19 protein-coding genes and 3 pseudogenes are annotated in these 25838 nt (G+C 56.7%); 8 read left to right on the top strand and 14 right to left on the bottom strand.

All coding sequences use genetic code 11. The features are described from left to right. Window positions 1-305 precede the first annotated feature (305 nt). The 5 genes from LQ231_RS22795 to LQ231_RS22815 form a co-directional block, all read right to left on the bottom strand. Window positions 306-2036, bottom strand: coding sequence for a biotin carboxylase N-terminal domain-containing protein (locus LQ231_RS22795; protein WP_230174170.1), 1731 nt, complete (start codon window positions 2034-2036; stop codon window positions 306-308). Window positions 2037-2077: 41 nt separating this feature from the next. Beyond that, window positions 2078-3676 carry a 5-oxoprolinase/urea amidolyase family protein gene (locus tag LQ231_RS22800; protein WP_230174171.1) on the bottom strand — a complete coding sequence of 533 codons (1599 nt, stop codon included), beginning with the start codon at window positions 3674-3676 and terminating at the stop codon, window positions 2078-2080. 7 nt (window positions 3677-3683) lie between these two features. Next, window positions 3684-4490: a putative hydro-lyase gene (locus LQ231_RS22805; protein WP_230174172.1), complete on the bottom strand. Its 807-nt coding sequence runs from the start codon at window positions 4488-4490 to the stop codon at window positions 3684-3686. 24 nt (window positions 4491-4514) lie between these two features. Continuing rightward, on the bottom strand, window positions 4515-5279 hold the full coding sequence (locus LQ231_RS22810) for a 5-oxoprolinase subunit PxpA (RefSeq protein ID WP_230174173.1): 765 nt from the start codon (window positions 5277-5279) through the stop codon (window positions 4515-4517). A 101-nt stretch (window positions 5280-5380) separates the two neighbouring features. Then, a complete protein-coding gene (locus LQ231_RS22815) occupies window positions 5381-6595 on the bottom strand; it encodes an NRAMP family divalent metal transporter (RefSeq protein ID WP_230175031.1) in 1215 nt (404 codons plus the stop codon). 438 nt (window positions 6596-7033) lie between these two features. On the opposite strand from LQ231_RS22815, the gene LQ231_RS22820 reads away from it, so the two are divergent. Then, window positions 7034-7696, top strand: coding sequence for a GntR family transcriptional regulator (locus LQ231_RS22820; protein WP_230174174.1), 663 nt, complete (start codon window positions 7034-7036; stop codon window positions 7694-7696). Window positions 7697-7720: 24 nt separating this feature from the next. Here LQ231_RS22820 and LQ231_RS22825 read toward each other — a convergent pair whose 3' ends face one another. Both LQ231_RS22825 and LQ231_RS22830 read right to left on the bottom strand, forming a co-directional pair. Next, entirely contained in the window at window positions 7721-8479 is a 759-nt protein-coding gene (locus tag LQ231_RS22825) for an SDR family oxidoreductase (RefSeq protein WP_230174175.1), read from the bottom strand. 114 nt (window positions 8480-8593) lie between these two features. Next, window positions 8594-9109 carry an acyl-CoA thioesterase gene (locus tag LQ231_RS22830; RefSeq protein ID WP_230175034.1) on the bottom strand — a complete coding sequence of 172 codons (516 nt, stop codon included), beginning with the start codon at window positions 9107-9109 and terminating at the stop codon, window positions 8594-8596. A 232-nt stretch (window positions 9110-9341) separates the two neighbouring features. Between LQ231_RS22830 and LQ231_RS22835 the strand changes: the two genes are divergently transcribed. The 4 genes from LQ231_RS22835 (at window position 9342) to LQ231_RS22850 (ending at window position 12590) form a co-directional block, all read left to right on the top strand. Further along, entirely contained in the window at window positions 9342-9788 is a 447-nt protein-coding gene (locus LQ231_RS22835) for a pseudoazurin (protein ID WP_230175036.1), read from the top strand. 255 nt (window positions 9789-10043) lie between these two features. Then, window positions 10044-10718, top strand: coding sequence for a sugar transferase (locus LQ231_RS22840; protein WP_230174177.1), 675 nt, complete (start codon window positions 10044-10046; stop codon window positions 10716-10718). Between the two features lie 70 nt (window positions 10719-10788). Beyond that, window positions 10789-11004: a hypothetical protein gene (locus LQ231_RS22845; protein ID WP_230174179.1), complete on the top strand. Its 216-nt coding sequence runs from the start codon at window positions 10789-10791 to the stop codon at window positions 11002-11004. Between the two features lie 500 nt (window positions 11005-11504). Further along, window positions 11505-12590 (top strand): glycosyltransferase, encoded by a 1086-nt coding sequence (locus LQ231_RS22850; RefSeq protein WP_230174181.1) that lies wholly within the window; start codon window positions 11505-11507, stop codon window positions 12588-12590. Between the two features lie 229 nt (window positions 12591-12819). Here LQ231_RS22850 and LQ231_RS22855 read toward each other — a convergent pair. The 5 genes and pseudogenes from LQ231_RS22855 to LQ231_RS22880 all read right to left on the bottom strand — a co-directional run. Beyond that, window positions 12820-13003, bottom strand: a pseudogene (locus tag LQ231_RS22855) (IS701 family transposase); the annotation flags it as partial. Between the two features lie 744 nt (window positions 13004-13747). After that, window positions 13748-15046, bottom strand: a complete 1299-nt coding sequence (locus tag LQ231_RS22865) for a glycosyltransferase family 4 protein (protein ID WP_230174183.1) — start codon at window positions 15044-15046, stop codon at window positions 13748-13750. A 2-nt stretch (window positions 15047-15048) separates the two neighbouring features. After that, window positions 15049-15990, bottom strand: coding sequence for a glycosyltransferase (locus LQ231_RS22870; protein ID WP_230174185.1), 942 nt, complete (start codon window positions 15988-15990; stop codon window positions 15049-15051). Further along, window positions 15987-18302 (bottom strand): exopolysaccharide transport family protein, encoded by a 2316-nt coding sequence (locus tag LQ231_RS22875; protein ID WP_230174187.1) that lies wholly within the window; start codon window positions 18300-18302, stop codon window positions 15987-15989. The genes LQ231_RS22870 and LQ231_RS22875 overlap by 4 nt, the downstream gene beginning before the upstream one ends. A gap of 39 nt (window positions 18303-18341) precedes the next feature. Next, a complete protein-coding gene (locus LQ231_RS22880; RefSeq protein WP_230174189.1) occupies window positions 18342-19598 on the bottom strand; it encodes an SLBB domain-containing protein in 1257 nt (418 codons plus the stop codon). 409 nt (window positions 19599-20007) lie between these two features. On the opposite strand from LQ231_RS22880, the gene LQ231_RS22885 reads away from it, so the two are divergent. After that, on the top strand, window positions 20008-21183 hold the full coding sequence (locus tag LQ231_RS22885) for a glycosyltransferase (RefSeq protein ID WP_230174191.1): 1176 nt from the start codon (window positions 20008-20010) through the stop codon (window positions 21181-21183). Between the two features lie 1749 nt (window positions 21184-22932). Here LQ231_RS22885 and LQ231_RS22890 read toward each other — a convergent pair. Further along, a complete protein-coding gene (locus LQ231_RS22890) occupies window positions 22933-23667 on the bottom strand; it encodes a response regulator transcription factor (protein WP_230174193.1) in 735 nt (244 codons plus the stop codon). A 278-nt stretch (window positions 23668-23945) separates the two neighbouring features. Continuing rightward, the gene (locus LQ231_RS22895) at window positions 23946-24671 is read right to left on the bottom strand and encodes a Crp/Fnr family transcriptional regulator (protein WP_230174195.1); all 726 of its coding nucleotides are present in this window, start codon (window positions 24669-24671) and stop codon (window positions 23946-23948) included. 487 nt (window positions 24672-25158) lie between these two features. On the opposite strand from LQ231_RS22895, the pseudogene LQ231_RS22900 reads away from it, so the two are divergent. Continuing rightward, window positions 25159-25311 (top strand): annotated as a pseudogene (locus LQ231_RS22900) (IS110 family transposase); the annotation flags it as partial. Window positions 25312-25539: 228 nt separating this feature from the next. Further along, window positions 25540-25761 (top strand): annotated as a pseudogene (locus tag LQ231_RS22905) (transposase domain-containing protein); the annotation flags it as partial. Window positions 25762-25838: the final 77 nt, after the last annotated feature.

The following is a 25838-nucleotide window of genomic DNA, read 5'->3' on the forward strand; positions in this document are numbered from 1 at the left end:
CACCATTCTACCTAGCCAGCCAATATTCTACCATTCTACCTCATTCGCACCTCAGTCTACAAGGAAGCATAGGTATCGAAACACTTTTGCTTCATTCGCTTTGGTCGCGCCGAAGTTCTGAATTGACCGATATCCGGGCCGCTCGACGGCTCCGGAAATTTACGGGTCGACCGGCGATGATGTCGGCTCTGGTGCCGAAGGCGGGCTGGCACCGTCTCGAGAGTTTCATAGCCGGTTTGAACTTCGGACGCAGAACCGGAAAGTTTCATCTTCGATCTGATCCAAAAAATGCCGAGGCCCATCACCTAGGCCTCGAACCGCGCGATCTCTGCGCCGGCCTGAAGATAGGCTCCAGCTTCCGCGACGAGGCGGATCTTGCCGGCACGCAACGCCGTCACCTGGGTTTCCATCTTCATCGCTTCCATGACGGCAAGCAATTCGCCGGCCGCGACCTCCGCTCCGTCGTCTACCTTGAATGCCTGCAGCGTGCCGGAAATGGGCGCCGCGATACTGAGTGCATCTTCGGCTTTCGCGGATGAAGCCGCGCCGGTATTGTGACCGGAAAGTCCGCTGAGACCAGCCAGCAGGGCGGCTGGAATGCCGAGTGCATGGCGCTTGCCGTCGATTTCGACATGGGTGCGGATCATGGTGCTGTCACCAGGGGTCTCGGGCCGGGCTGCTGCTTCCAGCGTTGCGGCAAAATCGGTCTCGATCCAGCGCGTATGCACCTTGAAGCCGTCTTCGCCGGTGAAGTCCCGGCTCTCCATGGCCGCGCGGTGGAAGGGGAGGACAGTCGCAATGCCTTCGATCCGGAACTCTTTCAAGGCACGGCGGGCGCGGGACAGAGCCTGTTCGCGCGTGGCACCGGTGACGATCAGCTTGGCCATGAGGGAATCGAACGTTCCAGGCACGGTCGAGCCGGAGACGACGCCGGTATCGAGGCGGATGCCGGGGCCGGACGGAGCGTCGAATTTCGTGATCGTACCAGGGGTCGGCAGGAAGCCGCGACCGGGATCCTCGGCATTGATGCGAAATTCGATCGAATGACCGCGCGGGGCAGGTGTTTCCGTGACCATCAACGGTAAGCCGTCTGCGATGCGGAACTGTTCGATGACGAGGTCGATGCCGGTCGTCTCCTCGGTCACGGGATGTTCCACCTGCAGGCGGGTATTGACCTCAAGGAAGGAGATCGTGCCGTCGACGCCGAGCAGGAATTCCACCGTGCCGGCACCAGAATAACCGGCAGCAGCGCAGATGCGCCTTGCAGCATCGTGGATCTCATGGCGCTGCGCCTCGGTGAGGAAGGGGGCAGGAGCCTCCTCGACCAGTTTCTGGTTGCGCCGCTGCAAAGAGCAGTCGCGGGTGCCGAGAACAAGCACATTGCCATGTTTGTCGGCCAGAACCTGTGCTTCGATATGGCGCGGGCGGTCAAGAAAACGCTCGAGGAAACATTCACCGCGTCCGAAGGCGGCCTTCGCCTCGCGCACGGCAGATTCGTAGAGCTCTGGAATTTCTTCCATGGTCCAGGCGACCTTGAGGCCGCGGCCACCGCCGCCATGGGCGGCCTTGATGGCAACGGGCATGCCGTGCTGTTCGGCAAAGGCGATCACTTCGGCTGCCGTCTCGACCGGGCCGTCGCTGCCGGCGACCAGAGGGGCGCCGACGCTGGTTGCGATGCGCCGCGCTTCGACCTTGTCGCCCAGCGCTTCAATCACATGCGGATCGGGACCGATCCAGATCAGGCCTGCCTCTTGCACGGCACGGGCGAATTCCGCCCGTTCCGATAGGAAGCCATAGCCGGGATGCACCGCGTCGGCACCCGAGCGCCTGGCAATGCCGATCAGCTTGTCGATGTCGAGATAGGTTTCCGCCGGGCGGCTGCCGTCCAGCCCATAGGCCTCGTCAGCGAGCTGGACGAAGAGCGCATCCAAATCGGGATCGGCATAAACCGCAACCGACCGGATGCCATGGTCACGACAGGCGCGGATGATGCGGACGGCGATTTCGCCACGGTTGGCGATCAGCACTTTTTTCATGGATGTCTCCTCACAGTATTCTTCGTGCGATTTTGCTCGTTTCAGGCTTTTGCAGGCTTGATATCGGCAAAGCTGGTCACGGGCCGGAAGCGGATCTGGGCATTGACCGGGATCTGCCCGGCGAGATCGAGATGGTATTCGGCAACCGTACCGATTACGGGATAACCGCCGGTCAGGGGATGGTCGGCGAGGAAGAGAACAGGCTGCCCGCTATGTGGCACCTGGATGGCGCCGGTGGCTGTGCCCTCGCTCGGAAGCTCCGCCTTGTCCTTGCGCTCAAGCGCAACGTCGCCGCTGATGCGGATGCCGACGCGGTTCGACTGTGGTGTGACCTGCCAGAGCTGCGATGACAGCGTGGCGATGCCGGTTTCCGTGAACCAGTCGCTGCGCGGCCCCATGACTACGTCAAGCGTGACAACGTCGCCGGAGGCCGGATGATCGAAGGCGGGTGCTTCGGTCAGTGAAACGCTGCTGAGACCGCCTGTCTCGGTGTTGATCGTCAGCACGGTGCCGGCAGTCACGGGATCGGGGCCAACAACGGCAAGCGTGTCGGTCGAGGCGCTGCCGAGCACCGGCTTGACGGCAAAGCCGCCACGCACCGAGAGATAGCTGCGCATGCCCTTTGCGGCCTGACCGAGCGTGACGACATCGCCGGATTCGAGTGCGATCGGCTGATAGGTCGAGGCTTCGATGCTGCGTCCCGATGCATCGCGGATGGTGATCGGGCAGGGAGCACCTGCTATACCAAGCACGGTGCGGCCGGAGACTTCGAAGGAAAAGCCGCCGAGGATGATCTCCAGCACAGGCGTTCCGGCAGGATTGCCGACCACGCGATTGGCAGCCTTTAACGCGCCCTGGTCGAGCGCGCCGGATGACGACACACCCTGGCCGGTCTGGCCGAAGCGGCCGAGATCCTGGAACAGGGCTGGCATGGGGGCTGCAAGGACCTTGAACGTCAGGTCGGCTGCCGAAGGTACCACCGATGCAGCCGTCGCAAGCTTGGTGGATGTTGCAAAAGCGCGAGACGATTTCGCCAGATCGACGAAACGAACCCGGTAGCCTGGCTGAAACAGCGCCGGCGGATCGCGTGACAGATCCCACATCTTTTCCGGCGTCGTGCCGATGATCTGCCAGCCGCCGGGGCTGTTTTGCGGGTAGACACCGGAAAAGGCACCGGCCAAGGCAACCGAGCCAGCCGGAATTTTTGTCCGCGGGCTCTGGCGGCGCGGCACCTGCAGGGCAGGGTCGCCACCAACGAGATAACCGAAGCCTGGGGCAAAGCCGCAGAAAGCGACGGTGAACGTGCTGTCCGTGTGGTGGCGGATCACGTCCTCGACGGAAAGGCCGGTCAGTTGTGCTACGTCAGCGAGGTCCTCGCCATCGTAGTTCACCGGGATTTCCACCAGCATGTCCGACGGCGCAACACGGGCCGAGAGATCGCGCGTCGCGATAGCGGCGGCAAGCTGCTCGGCGGTCAGTTTCTCAGGACGAAACCGGATCATCAGGGTGCGGGCGGCCGGCACCATATCGACGATGCCGTCCACCGGATCGGCTTCGAGCGAGGCAAACAGCGCCAGCGTCTCGTCGAGATCGGCGAGTTCGATCAGAAGAACTGTCAGGCTGACGGGCAGGAAACGCATTGGGACCTCAGGCGTGATAGGCGGAATCGGGAATGTCGGTGATGAACATGTGCCCCGGCGCGTGGGTAATGGCAAACGGCACGCCGGATGCCATTACGGCTGCCTGCGGGGTCACGCCACAGGCCCAGAACACTGGCACTTCGCCGGGCTCGATGCGCACCGGATCGCCGAATTCCGGCTTGTCCAGATCTCTGATGCCGATTTCTTCGGGCGCGCCGACATGAACGGGTGCACCATGCACGGCAGGAAAACGGCCGGAAATGGTCGCAGCGTCGGCCACCCGCGATGCCGGGATCGGCCGCATCGAGACGACCATATTGCCATGCAGGCGACCGGCCGGACGGCAGGCCTTGTTGGTCAGATACATCGGCACGTTGGACTTGTCGGTCATGTGGCGGATCTCGATGCCGGCCTCGACCATCGGCGTCTCGAAGGTGAAGCTGCAGCCTATCAGGAAGCTGACGAGATCAGGATGCTCGGCCCAGGCGGTCGTCGCGTCTGCCGTTTCCTCGGCAAGCTTACCGTCGCGCCAGATCCGGTAGAGCGGCAGATCACGGCGCAGGTCGGCACCTGGTGCTAGAAGCGTCGCATGCGAGCCGGGATCGGATACGTCGAGAACCGGGCAGGCTTTCGGATTGCGCTGGGCGTAGAGGAGAAAGTCGAAAGCCCAATCTCGTGGTAGGACGATCATGTTGGCCTGGGTGAAGCCGGGTGCGACCCCTGACGTCGGTTCGATAAGACCGGCACGATAACGTTGCCTGGCGCTACGGGCTGGCTCGACATCGACATGGCGAAGGTAGTCTAGGGCAATCATTGAAATCCCTCCCAGGATCTGAGTTCAGGCCGACAAGAACGAGCGGACGATGATGCCGTTTTCCTCGAATGTGCGGCGGATTTCGCGGGCGATGGCAACAGCGCCGGGGCTGTCGCCGTGCACGCAGATCGACTGGGCATCGACCTTGATCGTTGAGCCATCGATCGCTTCCAGTGTACCGCTTTGTGCAAGCTGAAGCATGCGGCCTGCGATCTCGGCCGTGTCGTGCAGGACGGCACCCGGCTCGCGGCGCGAAACAAGCTGGCCGTCTGGCGTATAGGCGCGGTCGGCAAAGGCTTCGGCGACGACCTTGAGGCCGGATTTGTGGGCGAGATCGAGGATCGGCGCACCGGCAAGGCCCATCAGCACGAGGCTTGGATCGATAGCCAGGATGCCGTCGATCACAGCCTGTCCCTGCTTGGTATCTTGGGCGATCCGGTTATAGAGCGCACCATGCGGCTTGACATAAGAGACGGTGACGCCAGCAGATGCGGCGACGCCCTTCAGCGCGCCGATCTGGTAGATCACGTCAGCAATCAGTTCATCGCGCGTGACATCCATATCGCGCCGGCCGAAGCCGACGCGATCCGGATAGGAGACGTGAGCCCCGATCGAAACATCGTTTTTAGCCGCCGCCCGCACAGTCTTCAGGATGCCGACGGGATCGCCGGCATGGAAACCGCAGGCGACATTGGCGCTGGAGACGATGGCGAGCATCGCCGCATCATCACCCATGGCCCAGGCGCCGTAGCTTTCGCCGAGATCACTGTTCAGATCGATGGCAGTCATGTCAGGTCTCCTCAGAAAAAGTCCAGCAAGTTTGTCCCGCGATTTGCTTGGAACAAAAGGCATGAGAGGTTCCGCGTCTCGGGGAAACGCGGAACCGTACTTCAGCCGGCAGTCAACAGGGCGAAGATCGGCCCGATCGACTTGTAACCCATGTACCAGGTCAAGGCGCAGGTCAGCACGCCAAGCACCAGCAGCCAGCGCGGATAACGGTAGCCGCCCATCAGGTCGGAGCGCGCCCAGGCGGCGTAGATGAAGATCGACAAGCCGATCGGCAGAATGAGGCCATTCAGACCACCAACGAAGACAAGCATCTGGGCTGGCGGCGTCGTGATGACGACGTAGAAGAACAGCGAGACGGCGATGAAGATCACTGTCGCAATGTTGCGGGCACGTTCAGTTATGTCCTGCTTGAATACGGTGATGAAGGACACCGACGTGTAGGCAGCGCCGATGACCGAGGTGATTGCGGCAAACCAGAGGACAGCACCGAAGATGCGGAAGCCGACATCACCGGCGGCTGCCTGGAAGGCCTGGGCCGCAGGGTTTGCGCCCTTGCCGGATACGTCGATGACGACGCCGCTGGCGACAACACCGAGGATGGCAAGAAACAGCACATAGCGCATCAGGCCGGTCACCGCGATGCCGGTCAGGGCCGCGCGGTTGACGGCGCCGAGGTTCTCAATGCCAACGGTGCCCTTGTCGAGCAGGCGGTGCGCGCCGGAATAGGTAATGTAACCGCCGACCGTACCGCCGACGATGGTGGTGATCGTGGCGAAATCGATCGTGCTCGGCAGGAAGGTCTGGAAAAGCGCATCACCGACAGGAGGAGCCGAGACGATGGCGACATAGAGCGTCAGGACGATCATCAGGACGCCGGCAACCACGATCAGCCGGTCGATCGCGACCCCTGCGCGCTTCGACATGAAGATGGCGATGGCGATCAAGGCGCTGATCGCGCCGCCCCATTTCGGGTCAAGGCCGAGCATGGCGTTGAGGCCGAGGCCTGCGCCGCCGATATTGCCGATGTTGAAGAATAGGCCGCCGACAATGACGAGAATGGCCAGAACATAGCCGGTGCCGGGGATGGCGGCATTGGCGATGTCGGAGGCGCGCATCTTGGTCAGCGTGACGATCCGCCAGATATTCAGCTGGACGACGAAGTCGATCAGGATCGAGGCGAGAATGGCAAAGGCGAAAGCCGCGCCGAGCTTGGTGGTGAATGTTGCTGTCTGGGTGATGAAACCCGGACCGATGGCCGATGTCGCCATAAGAAAGATGGCGGCCGTGAGTGCGGCGCGGCGTGATTTGACGGACATGCCGCCCGATGCGCTGCCGGGGCTCGCGCTGCCTTGGGATGTCGAATTCTGATCCATGTTACCCTCTCCGTTGATCGCACGTCATTCAAAATGTCTTGTGAATTGACTATCGATAAGGATAGCGTCGTCGTGTTTCACAATTCTGTCAAGATTGTTCAACGATTTTATTCTATCGTTCTACTAAGTTGTGCAAATGGTGAGCGATTTGTTTCTCTTCCGGGCATGTTCCATGCCGGTTTCGGTCAAAATTTGGTCACTCATTCCACATCGCTCGCAGATCTACGCCTCTTTCAGGCCCGAGAGCCCAAACTTCAAAGCGGCTCCTTGATAAGATAAACCTGTTTTCACCGGAGACGGCTGGTTTTGTTTCTGCCCGAAGCACGGTAACGATGCGGCCCAAGGGATGGCGCATCGAAGGTTAGGTGCACAAGGGACATCATGGCTGAGCAGGATACGACATCGGCGCTTGCGCCAAGGCTTGCGGAACAGATTCGTGACAAGCTGATTGCCGGTGAATTGAGGCCTGGCCAGCGCCTGTCGGAGGCAGCCCTTAGCGCCGGTCTCGATGTGTCGCGCAACTCATTGCGCGAGGCATTCCGACTACTGACAAAGGAAGGCTTGTTGCGCCACGAGCCCAATCGCGGCGTTTTTGTCGCGACCCCGAGCATGTCTTCGATCATCGATATCTACAGGGTTCGCCGCACGATCGAATGCCGGGCGATTGCCAATGCCTATCCCAATCATCCGGCCGTTGCTCGGATGAAGACAGCCGTCCAGCATGCCAGGGCGGCGCGCGATGCGAAGGACTGGCTGACGGTCGGCAGCCAGAACATGGTATTCCATGCCGCGATCGTCGATCTCGCCGATAGCCAGAGGCTCAATGTCTTTTATGCCCAGATCGCCGCCGAGCTGCGTCTCAGCTTCGGGCTTCTCGATGATCCCGAACTCCTGCACGCGCCCTATGTCGATCTCAACGCTGCAATCCTGGAAAAGCTTGAAACAGGACAGACGCAAGAGGCAGCCACGGCACTCGAGACCTATCTTCTACAGTCCGAACGCACGGTTCTCGCTGCCTTCTCGCGGATCGACACGAACAGCTGAAAACGGCTTTGCGCGGAGCCAATCCTAAAGCGAAATGGTCATTCCTCCGTCGACATAGAGGATATGGCCGTTAACGAACGACGATGCATCCGACGCAAGGAATATACAGGCACCGACCAGTTCCTCGACCTTGCCCCAGCGACCGGCCGGTGTTCGTTTCTCCAGCCAGCCGGTAAAGGCCGGATCGGCGACCAGAGCTGCATTCAGCGGCGTTTCGAAATAGCCGGGCGCAATCGCATTGCATTGCAAGCCATGCCTGGCCCAGTCCGTCGCCATGCCCATGGTCAGGTTGCCGACGGCGCCTTTGGTCGCGGTATAGGGCGCGATCGTCGGGCGTGCGGCGCGTGTCTGGACGCTGGCGATATTGATGATCTTGCCCCTTTTGCGTGCGATCATGTGGCGACCAACGGCCTGGCCGACATTGAAAACGCTGGAGATATTGGTTGCCAGCAGCTTTTCGAACGCCTCGGCCGGAAAATCCTCCAACGGTGCGCGATGCTGCATGCCGGCATTGTTGACCAGGATATCGATGGCACCGATTTCGGCTTCAAAACGGTCGACGGCGGCTCGGGCGCCCGCATGATCGGTGACATCGAAGGCGAGAATACGGGTGCTGCCACCGATCTCTTGGGCTGCAATCTCCAGTTTGCCGATGTCACGGCCATTGAGCACGATCTCGGCGCCCGCTTCCGCCAATCCCTTGGCCAGCGCCAGACCGATGCCTTGCGATGAGCCCGTGATCAGCGCTCGGCGCCCGGCCAGGTCAAAAAGTACGTGCCCCATGTCGTTCTCCCACTGCTGGCGTTTGCGGACGACAAATGGGCATGGATTGAGTCAAGTCAAGGCTTGCAGAGGTCTGCGTTTGTCGAACAAAGGGTAGGAGGAGCGAATGGCATATCATGCCCACACATCTTCATTTTTCTCATCAGCGAGTGCGCTGGCTTGCTTGAACCGGGCCTCGAATTCCAACCGTAGGCTGCGACGGATCTCAGCTGCCCTCTGGCGTCGCTTGCGGGCAGGGGTCGTCGGTTCATAGGGGGGCACGGCGATGGGCCGGCCATTGGCATCGACGGCGACCATGGTAAAATAGCAGGAATTTGTATGGCGCCGTTCGCCGCTGCGAATATCCTCTGCCTCGACCCGGATGCCGATTTCCATGGATGTCCGACCGGCATGGTTGATTGAGGCCCGGAAGGTGACGAGTTCGCCGACATGGATTGGCTGTCGAAACACCACCTGATCGACGGAAAGGGTGACTGCATATTGCTGCGAGTAACGCGAAGCGCAGGAATAGGCGACCCGGTCGAGCAGATTGAGCAAGGCGCCGCCATGCACCTTACCGGAAAAATTGGCCATGTCCGGCGTCATCAGCACCACCATTTCAAGCTGGCTTGTATCGTGCCCTCGTTCCATCATGGGTGCTGCTGTCCTTCTGCGTTGGCGAACTGTCGAAAGGAGTTATGGTCGTAGTCCCGATCGTGAAACTAGGAGAGTTTGCCCGGCGAGGGAAGCTGACATCTTTGCGCCAGCGGCCATGCAAGCCCAATGTCCCGGTTTGCGCTATGTCAAAGAAGTGCATCGCGAAGGCGCGTAATCCCATCACCAACGGATCAAATGGGATCTGGTCGACGGAGATGGAATGGACATGTTGACAATGCTGAAGCATTTTGCCGCCTCTAGCCTTTTTATCGCGGCCCTGACGGCTTCCGCAGGTGCTGCGGATTTTGAGATCCATATGCTGAACAAGGGCGCCGATGGCCAGACCATGGTCTTTGAACCCGCAGGCCTGAAGGTGGCCGCGGGTGATACCGTGACATTCATCCCGACGGACAAGGGTCACAACGCCGAGAGCATCAAGGGCATGAGCCCGGATGGCGCGACCGAATTCAAAGGCAAGGTCAACGAAACCATCAAGATCACCTTCGACGTGCCAGGCGTTTATGGGATCAAATGCGCGCCACATGTCGGCATGGGCATGGTTGCTGCCATCGTCGTTGACGATCCGGCCGCCAATCTCGAAGCCTTCCAGGCGGCGAAACTGCCAAAAAAAGCACACGAGCGCATGGAAGCGGCGCTTGCCATCACCCAATAGACAAAGCCTGGCCTGAAAACCTCTGATTAAGCCCAGAGCCGGCGATGCCGGTCCTAGGCGGGCGCCCGATACCAGTTTATTACGCAGATCAGCGTCGTTTACCGAGAGAACGGAAGGTTCCGAAAGGCATTTATCGGCTTTTAGGTCGAAAAATGGGCGGGCACCTACCTCTATCAGTGGAGCCGCTGGCTTTCAGGATCAATTGCTTCATCCCGCTTTGACAGGCAGCTTTAAGTTGGCTGGAAGGGGCGGGTGATGTCTTTGTATTCGGATAATTTTGCGCAGCGTAATGCAAGGGACTTGTCGGCAAGACATGCTGGCCGGCGTGGTCTTAAGCGCGCCTTCGACATTATCCTTTCGCTCGTGGCGCTGCTCTTCCTGTCTCCCGCATTGCTGTTGATCGCGGTCGCTCTGTTGGTCGTCGACGGACGGGGCATCATTTTCCGCCACAAGCGGATCGGGCGCGACGGTCGGCCTTTCTACTGCCTAAAGTTTCGCACCATGCGCAGAGACGCCGACAAGGTGCTGAACCAGTTGCTCGCCAGCGATCCGGCGCGTCTGCAGGAATGGCGGGAAACACAGAAGCTGAAAAGCGACCCACGCGTTCACTGGCTGGGTAAATACCTGCGCATCACAAGTCTCGACGAGCTTCCGCAGCTTGTGAACATTTTGAAGGGTGAGATGAGCATCGTCGGCCCGCGACCGATCCTGGCCGAGGAGCTCGAGCATTATGGCCAGCATGTGCATTGCTATTTGACGATGACGCCTGGACTGACGGGGTTGTGGCAGGTCTCACGCCGTACGGACACTTCCTACGAGCAAAGGGTGCAATTCGACGTCGAATACTACAACAATTGGTCTCTACGCACCGACCTCGTCATCATCATCAAGACAGTTGGTGTCGTGCTGTTTGCCCAGAACGAACGCTGAAACAGTTCACAATAACCAGCAGACTACGGCAGCCCAGACGCTCAAGCAGAACAGGATGACGAGCCATCGAATGTGGAACTTCAAAGCTATCTCGCTCATGGATAGGCCTTTCATCGGCCGCGCCGCCTCAAAAACCGCTGTCGGCGACGTTGAAAACGGGCGGATCTCTTTGCGGTTCAATTTGGGTGCCATGAATCTACCGATGAAAGGTCAACAAAGGTTAAAGTCGTTTCCTGTTCCGGACTATCCGCAACAGCGTGTGGAAACTTGTGCAGTTCACCAATGATCATAGACATGGAATAAGGCAGGATTGCTGACGCCAAGATTACATTCGAAAACTTGCATGAGGCTTGCTCGCCGCAGTACCACCCCGCACCTGGGTTCCATCATGCGGTTCCTGCTTAGCCATGCCATGGTCCCTTTGGCAATGGTCGTGGTGCAGTTAACAAACTTGGCAACATTCATCATTGCCGCCCCAGCTTGGGGATCTAATGCATTCGGCGTTGTTGCCTAAGTTGCTCCTCCTGTGATGCTAATCATCACCCTCACAGAGGAGGATGGAACGAACTCGCTATCGTGATGCGACCGATTGGGCCAGATCGCAACCACTGCCATCCATCCTGTCCAGCGTAGCGGAGATGCTAACCGACTTTTGCTCTGCCCCGTGCTTGGCGTCCGCATTGAATTGCTGCATGTCGGCCTGCTAGTCGCTTCGTTCTAGACCCAGATTAGCTTGGTGATCGTCCAGTTGCACTTTGGTTCATTTTAGCAGGGAACATTGGAAATATGCGCATTCTTCATTTGGCTAATCATTGCCATCATGGACACGGAAACGTTCATCTTGCAGTTGATCTCGCATGTATTCAGGCGTCGAGTGGGGACTTTGTTGGCTACGCAAGCGATGGGGGAGAGTACGAGCAGTGTCTAGGTGCGATGGGGGTGCAGCATATTAAGCTTACTCAGCGCGGAAAAAATCCATTTAAATTAGCGGCTTCACTCATCTCCCTCGCATTTCTGGTAAGGCGAAATGAGTATGACATTGTGCACGCGCATATGATGGCCGGCGCAGTTTTTGGCTATATCGCGACTCGATTTTCAAACGCTAGTTTGGTCACGACCGTTCACAATTCGTTCGACAAACATTCGTCTATCATGAAACTCGGCGATAGGGTCGTTGCGGTCAGCGATTCAGATAGGTCCCAACTCCGTGAAATGGGATTTGAGAAAAGTAAAATTGACGTGGTATTTAACGCAACTCTGGGCGGCTTCAGGACAAAATTTCTTTCGGAGGAGGTGGTATTCAGTAAGCCGCCGGGAATTCTTATAACCACGGTATGTGGGCTTCATGCGCGTAAGGGCGTAAAATTCTTAATTAGCGCTTTTTCTATGTTGGCGACAAAGTATGACATAACACTCTGTGTCGTTGGCGATGGTCCAGACAAACGTCAGCTGAAAATGCAAGCTGATAGCCTTGGTCTAAACGGTCGTGTTGTTTTTTTGGGACAGCTTAACAATCCATCTATAGTTCTAGATAAGACGGATATATTCGTGTTGGCGTCTCTTGCTGAGCCTTTGGGACTAGTAAATATTGAAGCCCGTAATGCCGGTTGCGCAATTATTGCATCAGAGGTCGGAGGGATTCCCGAAGCTCTGGACGATGGGCGCGCCGGGTTGTTGGTGCGACCGGGCGATCCAAAAGATCTTGCAGACAAACTGGAAATACTTCTGAGAGACCCAGAGTTGTTATCTGAGATGAAAAGACGCGCGTCATCTGGATTGGGGCGCTTTTTCATAACCAACCTGTATCGTAGCTACAGGGAGGTCTATGGCAGAGCCAGCAGGCGCTCTGAAGGTTCTGTGGGCAATTTGTGACAGCCAGATGGGATGTAGTGAACGCTACATTGCCATCGCCCGGCCACGTGGTGTCCAAGTACCGCTCTGGTTGGATCTTTCGCTTCGAATTTTATCTTGGCAGTGGGGACATTGCATTTGCATCTTTGGTATGGCGAGCGCGCTGATGACGGCTGGACGGATGGCAAGCAGGGCTGACGCAGGTGGTCCCTTGCACGCCTGTCGCTTCTGTTTTCCACTCTTCAGTCTGCAATCTCTGATGCTGGAAGAGGGCATAGGCAATCATCGTCATCAGGGCATCCCGATTTAGCCCTTTCTGTGATCTGCTTTGAAGTGCTCGAGGCCAATTTGCTCTTTCATTTGATGATGCGCTTGCTCGCAAACCCATCAAGCCTAGTGGCCGCCGCCACCACATCGGCCGGCAAGTTGGAAAGGCGGCAGTGGCAGGATCGTGATGTTGAAAAGGGATGACGAAATGCGATCCCGATCCAGTGAGGGCTGGAAGGTAAAGTAAGCCAGCGAGCGTTTTGATGCGACTGTTCTCGCGAAGGATGAATTCTTCCGACAGGAGGATATGCCGGCAGCTCACAATACTCGAGACGGCGCACGACATGGTCGAGGGCTTCGAGTGCGCGCGGCATCTACGGTCGATAATCGACGAAATGGGGTCAAGGGTGGCGCTCATAGACGGCTCTTCTGTGCCAGGACGTTGTCGACGGCATCTTAGAAGGCAAACGATCGGTGCAGGAAGACCGGCGGCCGCAGCACCTGGGGGAAGATTCAAACGGCACTATTGGGGAGTATTGCTCCGGTACTGACAATGGCGGGAGATTTCGGCATGATTCTGGCTCATGGCGTGGGGTATCGCACCAAGTGGAACGAGAGCCGCCGCATGGCCGTACTTGGGGCAGATCGCACCGAAGATGTAGGCCGAGGGCGCGCGCTAGTCCTCTGGCGCCGAGGGCGGCGTTCCGCGCTTTGTCCAACGGCGGGTGATCCTATTCTTCTGACCGATCCGGGCCTTTGCGCGGCCCGGCTTACGATCTCTGCCACTGCGGCGGGAAAGCTTTGTGAGATGGCCCGCCCTCTTCACGCATATTACAATGCTGGCTTTCGGCTCCAAGGAATAGAACACAAATGATAGCAAACCAGTTGTACTTAAATCTAGCAAATGAGGCCTAAAGTCTGCGCGTGGCGAAGTAGCCGGCGCTGGCTGAGGAATTCGGCAAGATACCTCGCTCTGCCCTGTTGTCAGCTCGGTCAAGAACCCTGCGGTACAGTGCCAGCAATGCGTCGATCCACAACTCGTTGCTTGACGCCAATGCTGGCGCTTGTTCGCGACAATTTTCAGCAAGCGTGCGGACGAGTCGGTCATCGACAGCCATCGTGCGCATGCGCTCGGCAAGCGCTTCCGGTTGGCCATGTGAAAATGCAAAACCACATCCGAGTTCCGCAATCTCTGTGCTCAACAGAGCGGAATCCGGCATGATCACTGGAATCCCACTCGACACGGCCTCCATGGCTGCAAGGCTAAAAGGTTCTGGGACCCGTGATGAGATCACTATGGCTCGTGCATTCTGCATGAGGAGACGCAAACCCTCGCGCGATTGCCAGCCGTGGATCATTACTTCGGGATAATCGCGCTCTAGCACGGCCCTTCCTGGACCCTCGCCGATCACCTCAAGCGTCACATTCGCCAAGCGCGCAGCGCGCGCTGCCTCTTCAAAACCCTTCTCTGGCTCAAGCCGTCCGATGAAAAAGAACGAACGGTGTTCGGCGGGGTCGTGGGGCACCGTGAAGAACGGTTCCGCCGGATTCCGGATGGTCGTAATCTCCTCGGTATTAATGCCCGAACGTTCGAAACTTGACCGCATGCGCTCGTGCACCATCACAATATTTGCCGGCATGTCGCGGATGGAAAAGAAATCCTCTCTTAAAAGGTGCCGGGCAGCGCGCCACAACTTCTGTTGGTATCCGCGCTTGTCACATTGATTCATCAAACATTGCGCAGACATGGGGCGCAGCTTACAGAGGCGGTCGGTCCGGTAATTAGTGAAGCCGCCATTGGGGCAGGCGAGGAAGTAGTCATGGGCGTGGAGCACTGTCCTTTGCCGAACTCGCGACAGGGCTCGGAATATGGAAGGGGAGAGGATCTTCGACCAGCCATGGACGTGATAGATCGTGGAAGGCGTATCCTGTTCTCGAATGAGATCGTTTAGGGTTGTGTAGGCCTTTGCATTGTATAACCCACTCGAAAAGGCGGAGAGCTTTCCCTGGTTCACAAGAGGCTTGCCGGCAAGTCCGATTGTGTCTGGCGCAGGTTTGTCGACACCTGGATGATCACCACAGAAGTAGGTAACATTAAGACCCCGCTGCCTGAACATTTTCGCCGAAAGGATGGCAAGATTGGACGCGCCTCCCACCATAGCCGATCGGTCGTTGATGATGACGACACGGTCGGGTTGCCGCTGTGCCATGACTAGTCCATGTTCTCTATGTTTCGAGGTGCGAGCTGCCCGGTAACAAGATGACGCAACCCAAGGAGATTGCCGCTAAGCCTGCCTTTCCGATCAATCCAGGGCTCGGGTCGCCAGACTTTGAACAGATTGGCAAGAAGGTTCCGTCCCATCTGGGTAGTGGCGTGGCGCAGGCTCATTGTCTCCTTGCGCATCAGGTAGATGGGGTTGGCGATCTGGGAGTAGCCGAACCGTAGGCTCGATGTCCGCCCCACCTTGGTACCCAGGTGCACCCCGATCAATCTCGGAGAGGTGACCACGCGCCCATAACGCGCAGCAACTCGGCTGAAATCGACGTCCTCGAGCCAGCCATAAAGAGGCAGGTTCTCATCGAAGCGCAGGCCACCGATATGCACGGCTGACATTCGGACGGCCAGATTGCATCCATAACCGTTATAGGTTGTGCTGATTGGTGTCTCATCGTTCGGTTCTGGGGTGCTGCGCAACAATTCCAGCCCTTTGGTGACGGCAATGCCTGGCCCGGTGATACCGTCAGCAATTACAGTGCCTGTCGAAATGTCGACGTCGGGGTTTTTCAGGAAAAGATGCTCCATTTCAGACAAGTAGTTGGGCGACAGCAGAAAATCATCGTCAAGAAAGAGAACTATGTCAGCGTCGGGAGCTGCATCGAGGATTGCGTTGCGCTGCCTGCAACTGCCGCGTTGCGAGACCAGAACCCTGACGGGACAGGGGAGGCGCGGTAGAGCTGTTGCATCGACATCGTCCGCCGTCGGAACGCAGATGATGATTTCATCGGGTTGCCGTATCTGCTGTGACAGATGGGGCAGGACGGCCGCAACGATATCACGCCGTCCGGCGCTCGGGATGCCGACTATAATCTTCATTTCGGATCTGCGCATGGAGTTATTCGCTCGTGCCAGGGCTTGCGCCGTTTCAACTGTCATTGGGACAGCCCACCAAAGAGCGTGGTGTTTCGGTGTGGCTTGGTGCCACTTCGGTTTGAAATCACGCCCAGCAATGCAATGCGGGAACGTCCAAATGCCTTCAAAGCATCTGAAAGACGCTCTATCGTCAGCTTTTTGGTGTTGCCGATGACGAGGATAATTCCGTCCACATAGGAACATATTGCGCGGGTATCGGCTGAATCTTCGAAACCTGACATATCGACAATAATAACTTTGTATTGCCGTCGAAGCTTTGCCAAGGCATCTTTTAGCGCAGATAGATGCCCATATCTGTAGGGCGTAGCGGCCGACCTTCTTGTCTGCTCGACAGTCAAAAGCGGCACGGGAATGGCGGTATCCGCTGTTTCGTCATCCTCGTTCTGTTCGAGATAGGGGGGCGGGCCAAATTGGGAGGAACGCAGGCGCGAACCATTAGGGCCAACAACGGGATCGCCAAGTGCTGCCGGGTGAATCGGCTTGAGGGCCAATTTGGAGGCTGCATTCACGGCCAGCCGAGTCAAACGCGCTGCGACAAAATCTGCATCCACCAGCAGTACAGACTGTCCCTCGTTCTGATAAAGTTGCGCCAGGTTAGTGGCAATTGTTGTCTTACCCTCACCCGAGCCGACTGACGTTATGCCGATGACCATGGAGCCATTTGTCTGAACCATGGAATCCAGCGAATGCTTTACGCCACGGAGCGCCTCAGAGAATGGACAATATGGCATGTCCAAAATGGATCTCAACGGGGAGAGCGATGCAGGAAGTCCACTCCCGTGATCTTTACCCGACCGCTGGGGCTTGTAAACGGGCACATGTCCGAGGGACGTGATGCCAAGTTCGCGCTGTAGGCGCTCGCTCGTTCCCGCTCTCCGGTCTAAAGCACTCCGCAACACGGCGACGAGTAATCCAAATGCGAGGCCAATGACCAGGGAGAACGGTACTATCACGGCAGGCTTTGGCCAATTCCTGCTGAAAGGCTCAGTGGCAGCAGCAACAATACGAGCTTTTCCTATCGGGAAAGACTGTGTCTGGAAGGTGCCTACAAATTGCTGCAAGATGCTTTCGTAGATACGCCTATAAGTGTTGGCCCGACTTTCGATTTCAGCAAGTTCGACGCGGGCTATGTTCTTGTCGGCACCTTGACTATTGGCGGCAGAAAACTGCTGTTCAGCTAGGGCTTCGCGTGTTTTCGCGATTTCCAGATTGGATCGATAAAGCCCTTCGACTTGGCGAAGTTCGACGGCAATGGCTGCCTGTATGCGCGCTATATCTGCTTCGGCGGTGGTAATCGCTGGATTGCCGATACTATAGCGATCTTTGAGACTTTCTAGGCGCGTCTGTGCGAGGCGAATGTCGTCACGCAGCTTTTGAATTTGAGGATTGTCGGCAACTTCGGGTAAGCTCGCATCAGTGGAATTTTTCGCGATCAGTTCACTCAAAGTCGTCAGCTTGGCAGAGGCGTCAGCCGTGGCAGCTCTGGCTGCAAGCATCTGGCTGCTGACTTCCGCCAGCTGTTGCTGATCAAGCGAAGTCGCATCTGACATGGCTGTGATGTCATGGTCATTGCGATATTCTTCCGCAGCAAGCGCTGCCTCACGAGCTTTGCGGCCGACATCGATCAACTGTCCCTCTAGCCATTGAGCGCCCTGCTTAGCCGCCGCGGCTCGATCATTCATGCCATTGCGTATATAGGCCTCGGCCAAGGCATTGGCAGTTCTAGCCGCTTTTTCTGCATCTCCGGAGCGGTAGCCGATTTCCAGCACGTAGGATTGGCCGACACGCCGGACGGAGACACGTGACAGAAAGCCGTCCATGGTCCGTCTCATCCGTTCCTCGTCGGAGGGTGGTCCTTGATCTACATCTCTGGAGCCGGTAGCGACCTCGAGCGCCGACGTTAAAAGGCCGCGCAAAGTCGACTTCCATGAACGATCGTCGACGATTTCCGGATCCCCAATCAAACTAAGGTTTCGGATGACGTCCTCGGCAATTGCTTCCGATTTCACGATTTCAACCTGACTGGCAATTTCCGCTGCTTCGATAATAACAGTTCCTGTCGACACGTCCTGGGAAACGATGCGGCCCTGTTCTGGGTCGATCACGAGACGCGTAGTCGCTTCGTAGCTGGACGTTGTATTCAGGATGTACAGAATGCCAAGGCAGAGCCCAGCCAGCATGGCGAACACGATGACGCGGATGTTTTTCACGAGGAAGTTGAAAACGTCTCGGATAGAAGTGTACTCCTCCCGTTTTTCTCCGCGTCCTTCGATCGGTGGGTAGGTCTCGATCGTCGCGAACTCATGGAGCCCCATGGGTTTCTCCCTGTTTTTCGTCAGCTGATGGGTTCATAGCTACTGTGATGGTCCCGTCGTGGGGGCCGTTTGATGCGCCACTGTCATGCTTGATGAGATGTCGTAGCGAACGTCAAGTACGTCGCCCGGTTCAAGGTCGGCTGTTGGAGGTAGCTTTTGCGCGACTCCCGAGCCGTCAACGCGGGTGACCCAATATTCCAATGGTTGAAGATCTCCGGCCTCCAGCGCTGCGTCGCGTGATACCGAGGCGCCAGTCGCCTGGAGCAGATCTATCGTGGTTTTGCGCTTCAGCTTGGTATCTTCGAGTTCCGCCAGTACCTCTTGCAGATCGCGGCCGGCTTCGGTCCGCCGTTGCCCCCGTAAGGTGATCGCGTCCCTTTGCGTCTCGCTCAACTTCTGTTTTGCGCGCATCGCAGCAATCACCAAATCAAGCTTGTCACTGCTTAGGTCAGCGACAACCCGTTCGAGGGCGGTCTCCCGCGATTTGGCCAATGTCCCGGAATCGACGAGCGAAGCGATGCTTTTGAGTTCGTCTTGGGCAATTTTGATCTGGCGATCCTGCACTGCTGTCTTCTCATCGAGCACGCTGATTTCATTTTGCAGGAGAACTTGCAACTCCGTTAGTGAGGCGAGCTGGCGTTTCAACGCTTCCGCCCTCGCGACGAACAAGGCGCTTTCGCTGTCGATAGTAAGTTTGCTCGCGCTGCTGTCTGCCGTGTTGACGAGTTCATCTGGGAACTCGACTCTTGGGCTGTCTTTGAGCTCGGCTTCAAGTCTGGCACGTTTTGCCATCAACTGCTTCAGCGCCAGATCGAATCTGTTCAGTTCACCAGCATATCTCACCTGTTCTAGTTCCCACGAGCCGTTCGGATTGGCGCGGCGCTCGCGCCCGCCGGCCATAGCAACTGCTTGAGTGATTGTTAGGCCTGGGCGGTATTCTTGCTCACCCGGTTTGGCGACAACGCCCGAAACATAAAACATTGGATAACGAACTATCTCGACCGTGGCCACGGGTGGAGCAGAGAGCCCTGTCTTGTTCTTCAAAAGCTGGCCGATTTTGAGCGCCACGGTGCTTGGCGTGTCGTCTCCGACCGGAAACTCACCCAGAAGCGGTACTGCGATTGTCCCCCCGGACGACACAGCATATTCACCGTTGAGTGCCGTCCATTCCTTATATTCGCCTGTGGAGGCGACCCATTCAACGATTGTGAGCTTGATCCGGGTCTGAGGCCGCAACGGTTCTTCTGCGACGGCGGTGGTGGGCAAAAGCAGTACAAACGCGAGTGCGTAGCGCAACAGCGTGGATCGGTATAGGCCGCCCGATCGTTGCGATGAAGTTGCACTGCATGGGCGTTGGTGCTGGTGTGGCATGGCCTTGACCTCATGAAGCAGGCTTGTATTTAGCCAGTTGATGCTGACCCTTGTGGAAACGTGTGTCACTCCATCATCGCGTTGAAGCGCGCGGAGTAAACTCTCCTGAATCGGCTCACGACTAGTCCCTATTGCTAAGGAAAACTAATCCTACAAGCCGATTGGATGAACTCAGCTCCCTCAACTGGGCCCTGCGTCCTTCGTTTGGCTGTAGATTGTCATTTTCGGCCTAAAAATCCGTCCCTTTGACCAGGTAGGCAGGCCTAAGAGGGTTCTGGGCGGACGACATGGCAAGCGCGTAGCGTCGTGGCTAGTTTCGAGAGAGGAAAAGCCCATGCGAGTGGCCATTATTCACTATTGGCTGGTGTCAATGCGTGGAGGCGAAAAGGTGATCGAGGCCTTGTGTGATATGTACCCGGACGCGGACATATTCACCTTGGTATGCGATCGCGAAAAGCTGTCCGAGAAAATAAAGCGCCATCGCATCGTCACCTCATTTCTACAGCGCCTACCGGGTGCAACAAAATACTATCAATCGCTTCTGCCATTGATGCCCTTTGCGCTCGAGAGCTTTGATCTGCGGGAATACGACCTGATCATCTCGAGCGAATCCGGGCCGGCCAAAGGCATAATTCCTCCGCCTCACGCCGTGCACGTGTGTTATTGCCATTCGCCGATGCGCTATCTGTGGGATCACTATCATTTTTATCGTGGGAATGCCGGCCTTGCCGCGCGAATCATGATGCCGCTGCTAGCGCCGATCCTACGAACGTGGGACGCAAATTCCAGCCTTCGGGTTGATCGTTTCGTTGCCAATTCACATCATGTCGCAAACCGCATCGGTAAATACTACCGTCGTTCCTCCGTTGTTGTTTATCCACCCGTCACCGTCGATGATTTTGCACCAAGTGTAGACCTGGATGATTTTTACCTCTGCGCTGGGCAGATCGTTCCCTACAAGCGGATCGATCTTGCTGTGCGCGCTTTTACGAAGATGAACCGCAAACTTGTGGTTCTAGGCGGTGGCGATGCTCGCGATATCGATGCGTTGAAGCGTGATGCCGGCCCCACTATCCGCTTTGTCGGGCAGGCCTCCTTCTCGGATCTCAAGTCGCATCTCGCCCGTTGTCGTGCCCTTATCTTTCCGGGTGAAGAAGACTTCGGTATCGTACCGGTCGAAGCGATGGCAAGCGGCAGACCGGTGATTGCCTATGGGCGAGGCGGCGCAATGGATACCGTGGTGCCTGGTTATACAGGTGTCCTGTTCAAGGAGCAGTCGGTTGAATCGTTAATCGATGCGGTCGAGATTTTCGAAGCCATGGAACATCGGTTCCAGCCGGAAGCCATACAGATGCACGCTTCGCAGTTCAGCGTCGCGAATTTTAGGGCAGGTATGAAGAAAATAATCGACAATGAGCTCGCCAAGCGCAGTACACATGTTGAACCGACTGTTCTCGGCACATCACTGGCAGCCCTCCTAGACGATGCAGGACATGTGCCGCTGCACTAGTGGTCAAACCAATTAAGCTATTGATCAAGTATGTTCTGCACGATTGGCGATTTGTAGCAGCGAGAGTTTTGATCTCGGCAGGAGGATTCTGGCTTGATGATCGGCGAAGGGCGGAGATTGCTCCTCTGCTTCCCCGACCAACCAACCAACCCGGCGCGCATCGTACCCACAATCGCCATGCCATCAGTGCGATCATCCATGTTTTGCGATCTGTGGGCTCCGAGGCAAGATTGTCCGGTCTGCTACGGGTCGTCAATAGCCGTTTAAAAGCGATTTCATCCCCGGTCTGCCAATGGCACATGGCGAGTTTTCTAGGCCCCGACGCAAATGGCTGCTCGAGGCATCCACGTGATCGAGTGCATTGCCGCACAAGTACACTGATCAGCCTGCGGCTAAAAGGGAGGGCGGATGCAGACCCAAACGGCCGCTCGCCAGGCCGCAAAACGACACGCTTTGATCGATGGTTGCCGCCCAGTCGCGTTGCGAACATCACCTGGACAGAACGGCGGCGCGCCCGCTGCTATTCTGATGCTTGCGCCTCGGCCTCCCAGCCGACCCTGTGCCGCAGACACGGCTTATACGGCGTCTTGGTGAACTCGACTCTTTAGCCTTCCCAAAATTCGGTGCTTCTGAATCTCTGATGCAAGCCCGAGGACCGGGATGCGATCAGGAATTTCATTTCGTAAGGATTTTGACGGAGAAGATCTGCGGCGGCTCGAGCGGCAGACAAAAGACGGGGCGCAGGCACGGCACTTGTTGGCGCTGGCGTCGATCTATGACGGCGGCACGCGTTCCGATACCGCCGGCTCGGCAATGTCACGCTCCAGATCGTTCTGACTGCGCTTCAACGAACTCTGTCCCTAAGGGCTTTTGACGGCAAGGCTCCTGGTCAGCCGTTACGGTTGAAGAGTCAGCCGAGGGCGGCTTTGGCGCAGGCCATCGAGCGTTGACCGACACCCAATCTCGATAGCGTCGCTCGCTGGCGTTTATGCGATCTGTCTCAGGGGTTTTGAGAAGAGTTTCGCCTTCCTGTGAGCGAGCAAACGTTGGGCCGCGCAGTGCGGGCCATGGGCTATCGCAAGCCTGCTACCCGGCACAAACATCACGCGCAAGGCTCTCAGGCTATTTGAAGATATTAAAAAAGTTTCCCCGCCGCAGTGGCAGAGATTGCCGCCGGAGCGGCCAGAGGAAAGTGAATAGAGATTTGGTTCCAAGACGAGGCCCGGATCGGGCAAAAGAACGAGATCACGCGCGGCTGGGCCAAGCGCTGAACGCGGCCGTGCGCGATGCTCAATTTCGCGGCCACATGCTACATCGCTGGTATTGTTACGGCGTGATTTTGATTAAGACGGAGCCTAGAGCACATTCGGTCATATGGATGGTGAATACTGCATTGCCAATCGGTGGCGTCGAGTGCCAGAACTCGTCATCGGCTCTTTCTCTCGCCTTTCTTGGGCATGATTCTTAGGTGTTTCGTCCTATCATGATTGATGTGACCGGTCGAATCCGCCCAAATTGTTGTAGGCTGATCCAGTGCCTCAGAAGCGGCTATGGCACAGATGGTGCGCTGACGCGTCTGCGATAACGCCGCGACGATTATTGCAAATGGAGAACGACAAAAAAGGTTTGTCGCGTCGGCAACGTGAGTAACAAAGAAAGTTCAAACTCTTGTCCGATAAACCGTCAAAAGGGCGTTCTGCTTTATCCCAGCAGTTCGAAGCTAGCCCCGTCTCCCGTAAGCCTATTCAGTTATCTTAGCTTGAAGGCCACCTGGGTGCGATTGGTTACATTCAGCTTTTTCATAATATTTCGAATGTGCACCTTCACGGTGCTCTCGCAGAGGTTCATCTCGAAGGCAATGATCTTATTGGCTTTCCCCCGACGCAGGGCCTCGGCAACTTCGATTTCACGAGGCGTGAAGCCCTCGTCTAGATAACTTGATCCCTTCACCATCGAGTTTAGTGCTTCACGATTGGCAAGAAGGCTACTGGCGGGAATAAACACGCCACCAGCGCGCGCCAGTGAAATGGCTTCGGCAGCGATGCTGATATTGACGCTCGTCGGAATATAACCGCGGGCTCCGCAATCAATCGCTTTAACTATGTCGCCGAGGTCATCGGATTCTGCAATGACGATGACCGGGCTGAGCTTGAATGCGGACGCTGCGTGTTCGATTTTATCGCCTACGCTGGGTTCGTTCGGTTTTCCTCCGGCAACTACAAGAAGGACAGCGGCAGGATCAATCGCCATCTGCCGCTTGCGCCAGTCATCAACTGACCCAGCGGTTACAATCCGCATTCCAGGATCGTAAGTCGCGAGACTGCGGGAAAGGCACTCGCGATCCAGCACTCGGCTGTCAAGAATAAGAACGTATTCATCGCATCTCGCATCACCTATCTGGCTTGTTGCGAGTGAACTGAAGTAATCAATATCGGCCTTCGATACCGTTTCGATATTGTGCGAGGTCGACGCATATGCACTCATTTTAAACCCCTCAATTTGTTCAGATTTGCGTTCGGCTGTAAAAGTCTTCTTCGTTCCCGGGTTCGCGCAGCCCTCAGGGAGGCATGATCACTATCATTTTGTATGGGTGATTTTTTCACACATCTGTTAAGGCTGCATTAACCCAAGTTAAGTTGGTACGCCAAAAGTCGTACTTTGACCAAAAAAGGCCGCAATATTGTGAAGGCCTTGGTTAAATCAACCATTTAGGATTTTAAGTTGGGCTTTCGTACTGCTCTGTTCTTGTTTGTATTGTTCCATTATACGGCGTATGGAACATTTTCAGAGGAGTGACCCACCAGATAGCTGGAGTCGAACTCTACGAGCTCTATGAGCTTACGACGATTGAGAAATTCAACAATCCCGTTGCGAAAGGAAACAAGTCCAGCCAGTCTCATTTCCTTGAGAACGCGATTGACATGCACCGTCGACAGCCCAAGCGCATCGCCAATTTCCGATTGTTTCAACGGACATTCAAACCCGTCTAAATCGGGCCTAGACGCCGCACCTGCGCGAACCGCCAGTTCTAGAAGCAAATGGCCCGTCCTACCGAAGGCATCCCGGCGTCCGATGCTGGCGAGGCGCTCGACGATGCGGGCGTGGCGCTTCATCATCTCGATCGTCATGATTAGGGGCAACTGAGATGGAGTCTCACCTGCCTTGGCTGACAAATGGCCGACAAATTCATAACATTTTACGTTCGAGATAGCCTGGACGGTTTCCTGGGCGATCGACGCCGACGCCGAAGACAGGACATCGCCATGCAAAGAAAAATCGGTGACGATGCGCGTTCCGTTTGCCATGGTCTTGCTAGAGACAACCCAACCACCGTTTATGAACAAAATGCGAGAGCCTTCGCATTCCGGATCGAAGATAATTGTTCCTGCCGCGTAATTGCGCAACACCGCGCCTGTCAACTTCGCGCTACCTTTTTGATAGTCGAAGCTGAGTTCTGGTCTGCTGTCTAAATGATGTCCTAGCCCCATTTATTAGCCCACCTGTCCAAGACCCCCGAGGACTAACAGAATATTTACCACAAAATACTTGGGCATCATAATCACTTTCGGTAGTGAACTGTCATCTTGGTTACCCATCTTGGTTAATCGGGAGGTGTTTCAACCGCGGTTCAATCCATTCACAATTTCACTCTCAGGTGGTGTCCCGCTCCGAGCGGAGAGGTTGGTGCTGTATGCTCTGAATAAAAACGTGTCGTGGTGTATGCCCCATAAAAACCGGACAGGATCAGATTTCTGTTTGACGGTTTAAGAACCCGCGCGGTGACCGAATTTGTTGGTTATGGGATGGCCCGCCCTTCCGAGGACATCGAGTATGATGTCCTTTTCTTGAAGGGAAAGGAGCAGAGTCATGCAGATTTCTATCTTGGGCATCGACATCGGGAAGAACAGCTGCAGCGTTGTTGGGGTAGATGACGGCGCTCGAGCGGCAATGCACACGCTCAGTCAAAGTGACACGCCAATCGGGCAATGGCTCCAGACGATGTTGTCCCGAGGCGTCCACCGCAATGTCGTGATCGTGGCCCTGGCAAACAAGCTCGCGCGTATCGCCTGGGCGGTGTTGCGCAAGGGGCAGCCCTATGAACGGGCCTATGGTGTAGCGGCAATCTGAGTCACTGGCTGCCGGGAGCGCAGCCTACGATGTTTGCGAGTGGAATGGAGATGGCCTGACAGTTGATCGGCGTTCACGAAATCGAGACCACGACACCTGTCGGCCCTAAAACCTTCAGAAACCGACCTGTCGCTCGTTCTTCAACGCGGCGTATGGAAACCTTTTTGCCGAAATACGGATGCCACCGATAATGGACCTCGACATCATCGCCGACATGGGCAGAATGAACGGGGCATTGCGCTCGGACGGAAGTCATGGCTCTTTGCCGGATCGGATCGTGGTGCTGAACGTGCGGCGTTCATGGCGACACTGATCATGAACGCCAAGCTCAATGACATCGACCCGCAGTCCTGGCTTGCAGACGTCATCGCCAAAATTGCGGACACGCCGATCAGCAAGCTGGAGCAACCGCTGCCGTGGAACTGGACACCCGAGACGCTGAATGCTTAGGCGGCCTAGCCTGCGGCCTTCGCCGGATGCTTACGTAGGGCCGGAGCAATGCCCCAGAGCTTTTTCAACAGCATGCT

The organism is Rhizobium sp. CECT 9324 (genome assembly GCF_918741265.1).
GTDB lineage: Bacteria > Pseudomonadota > Alphaproteobacteria > Rhizobiales > Rhizobiaceae > Allorhizobium.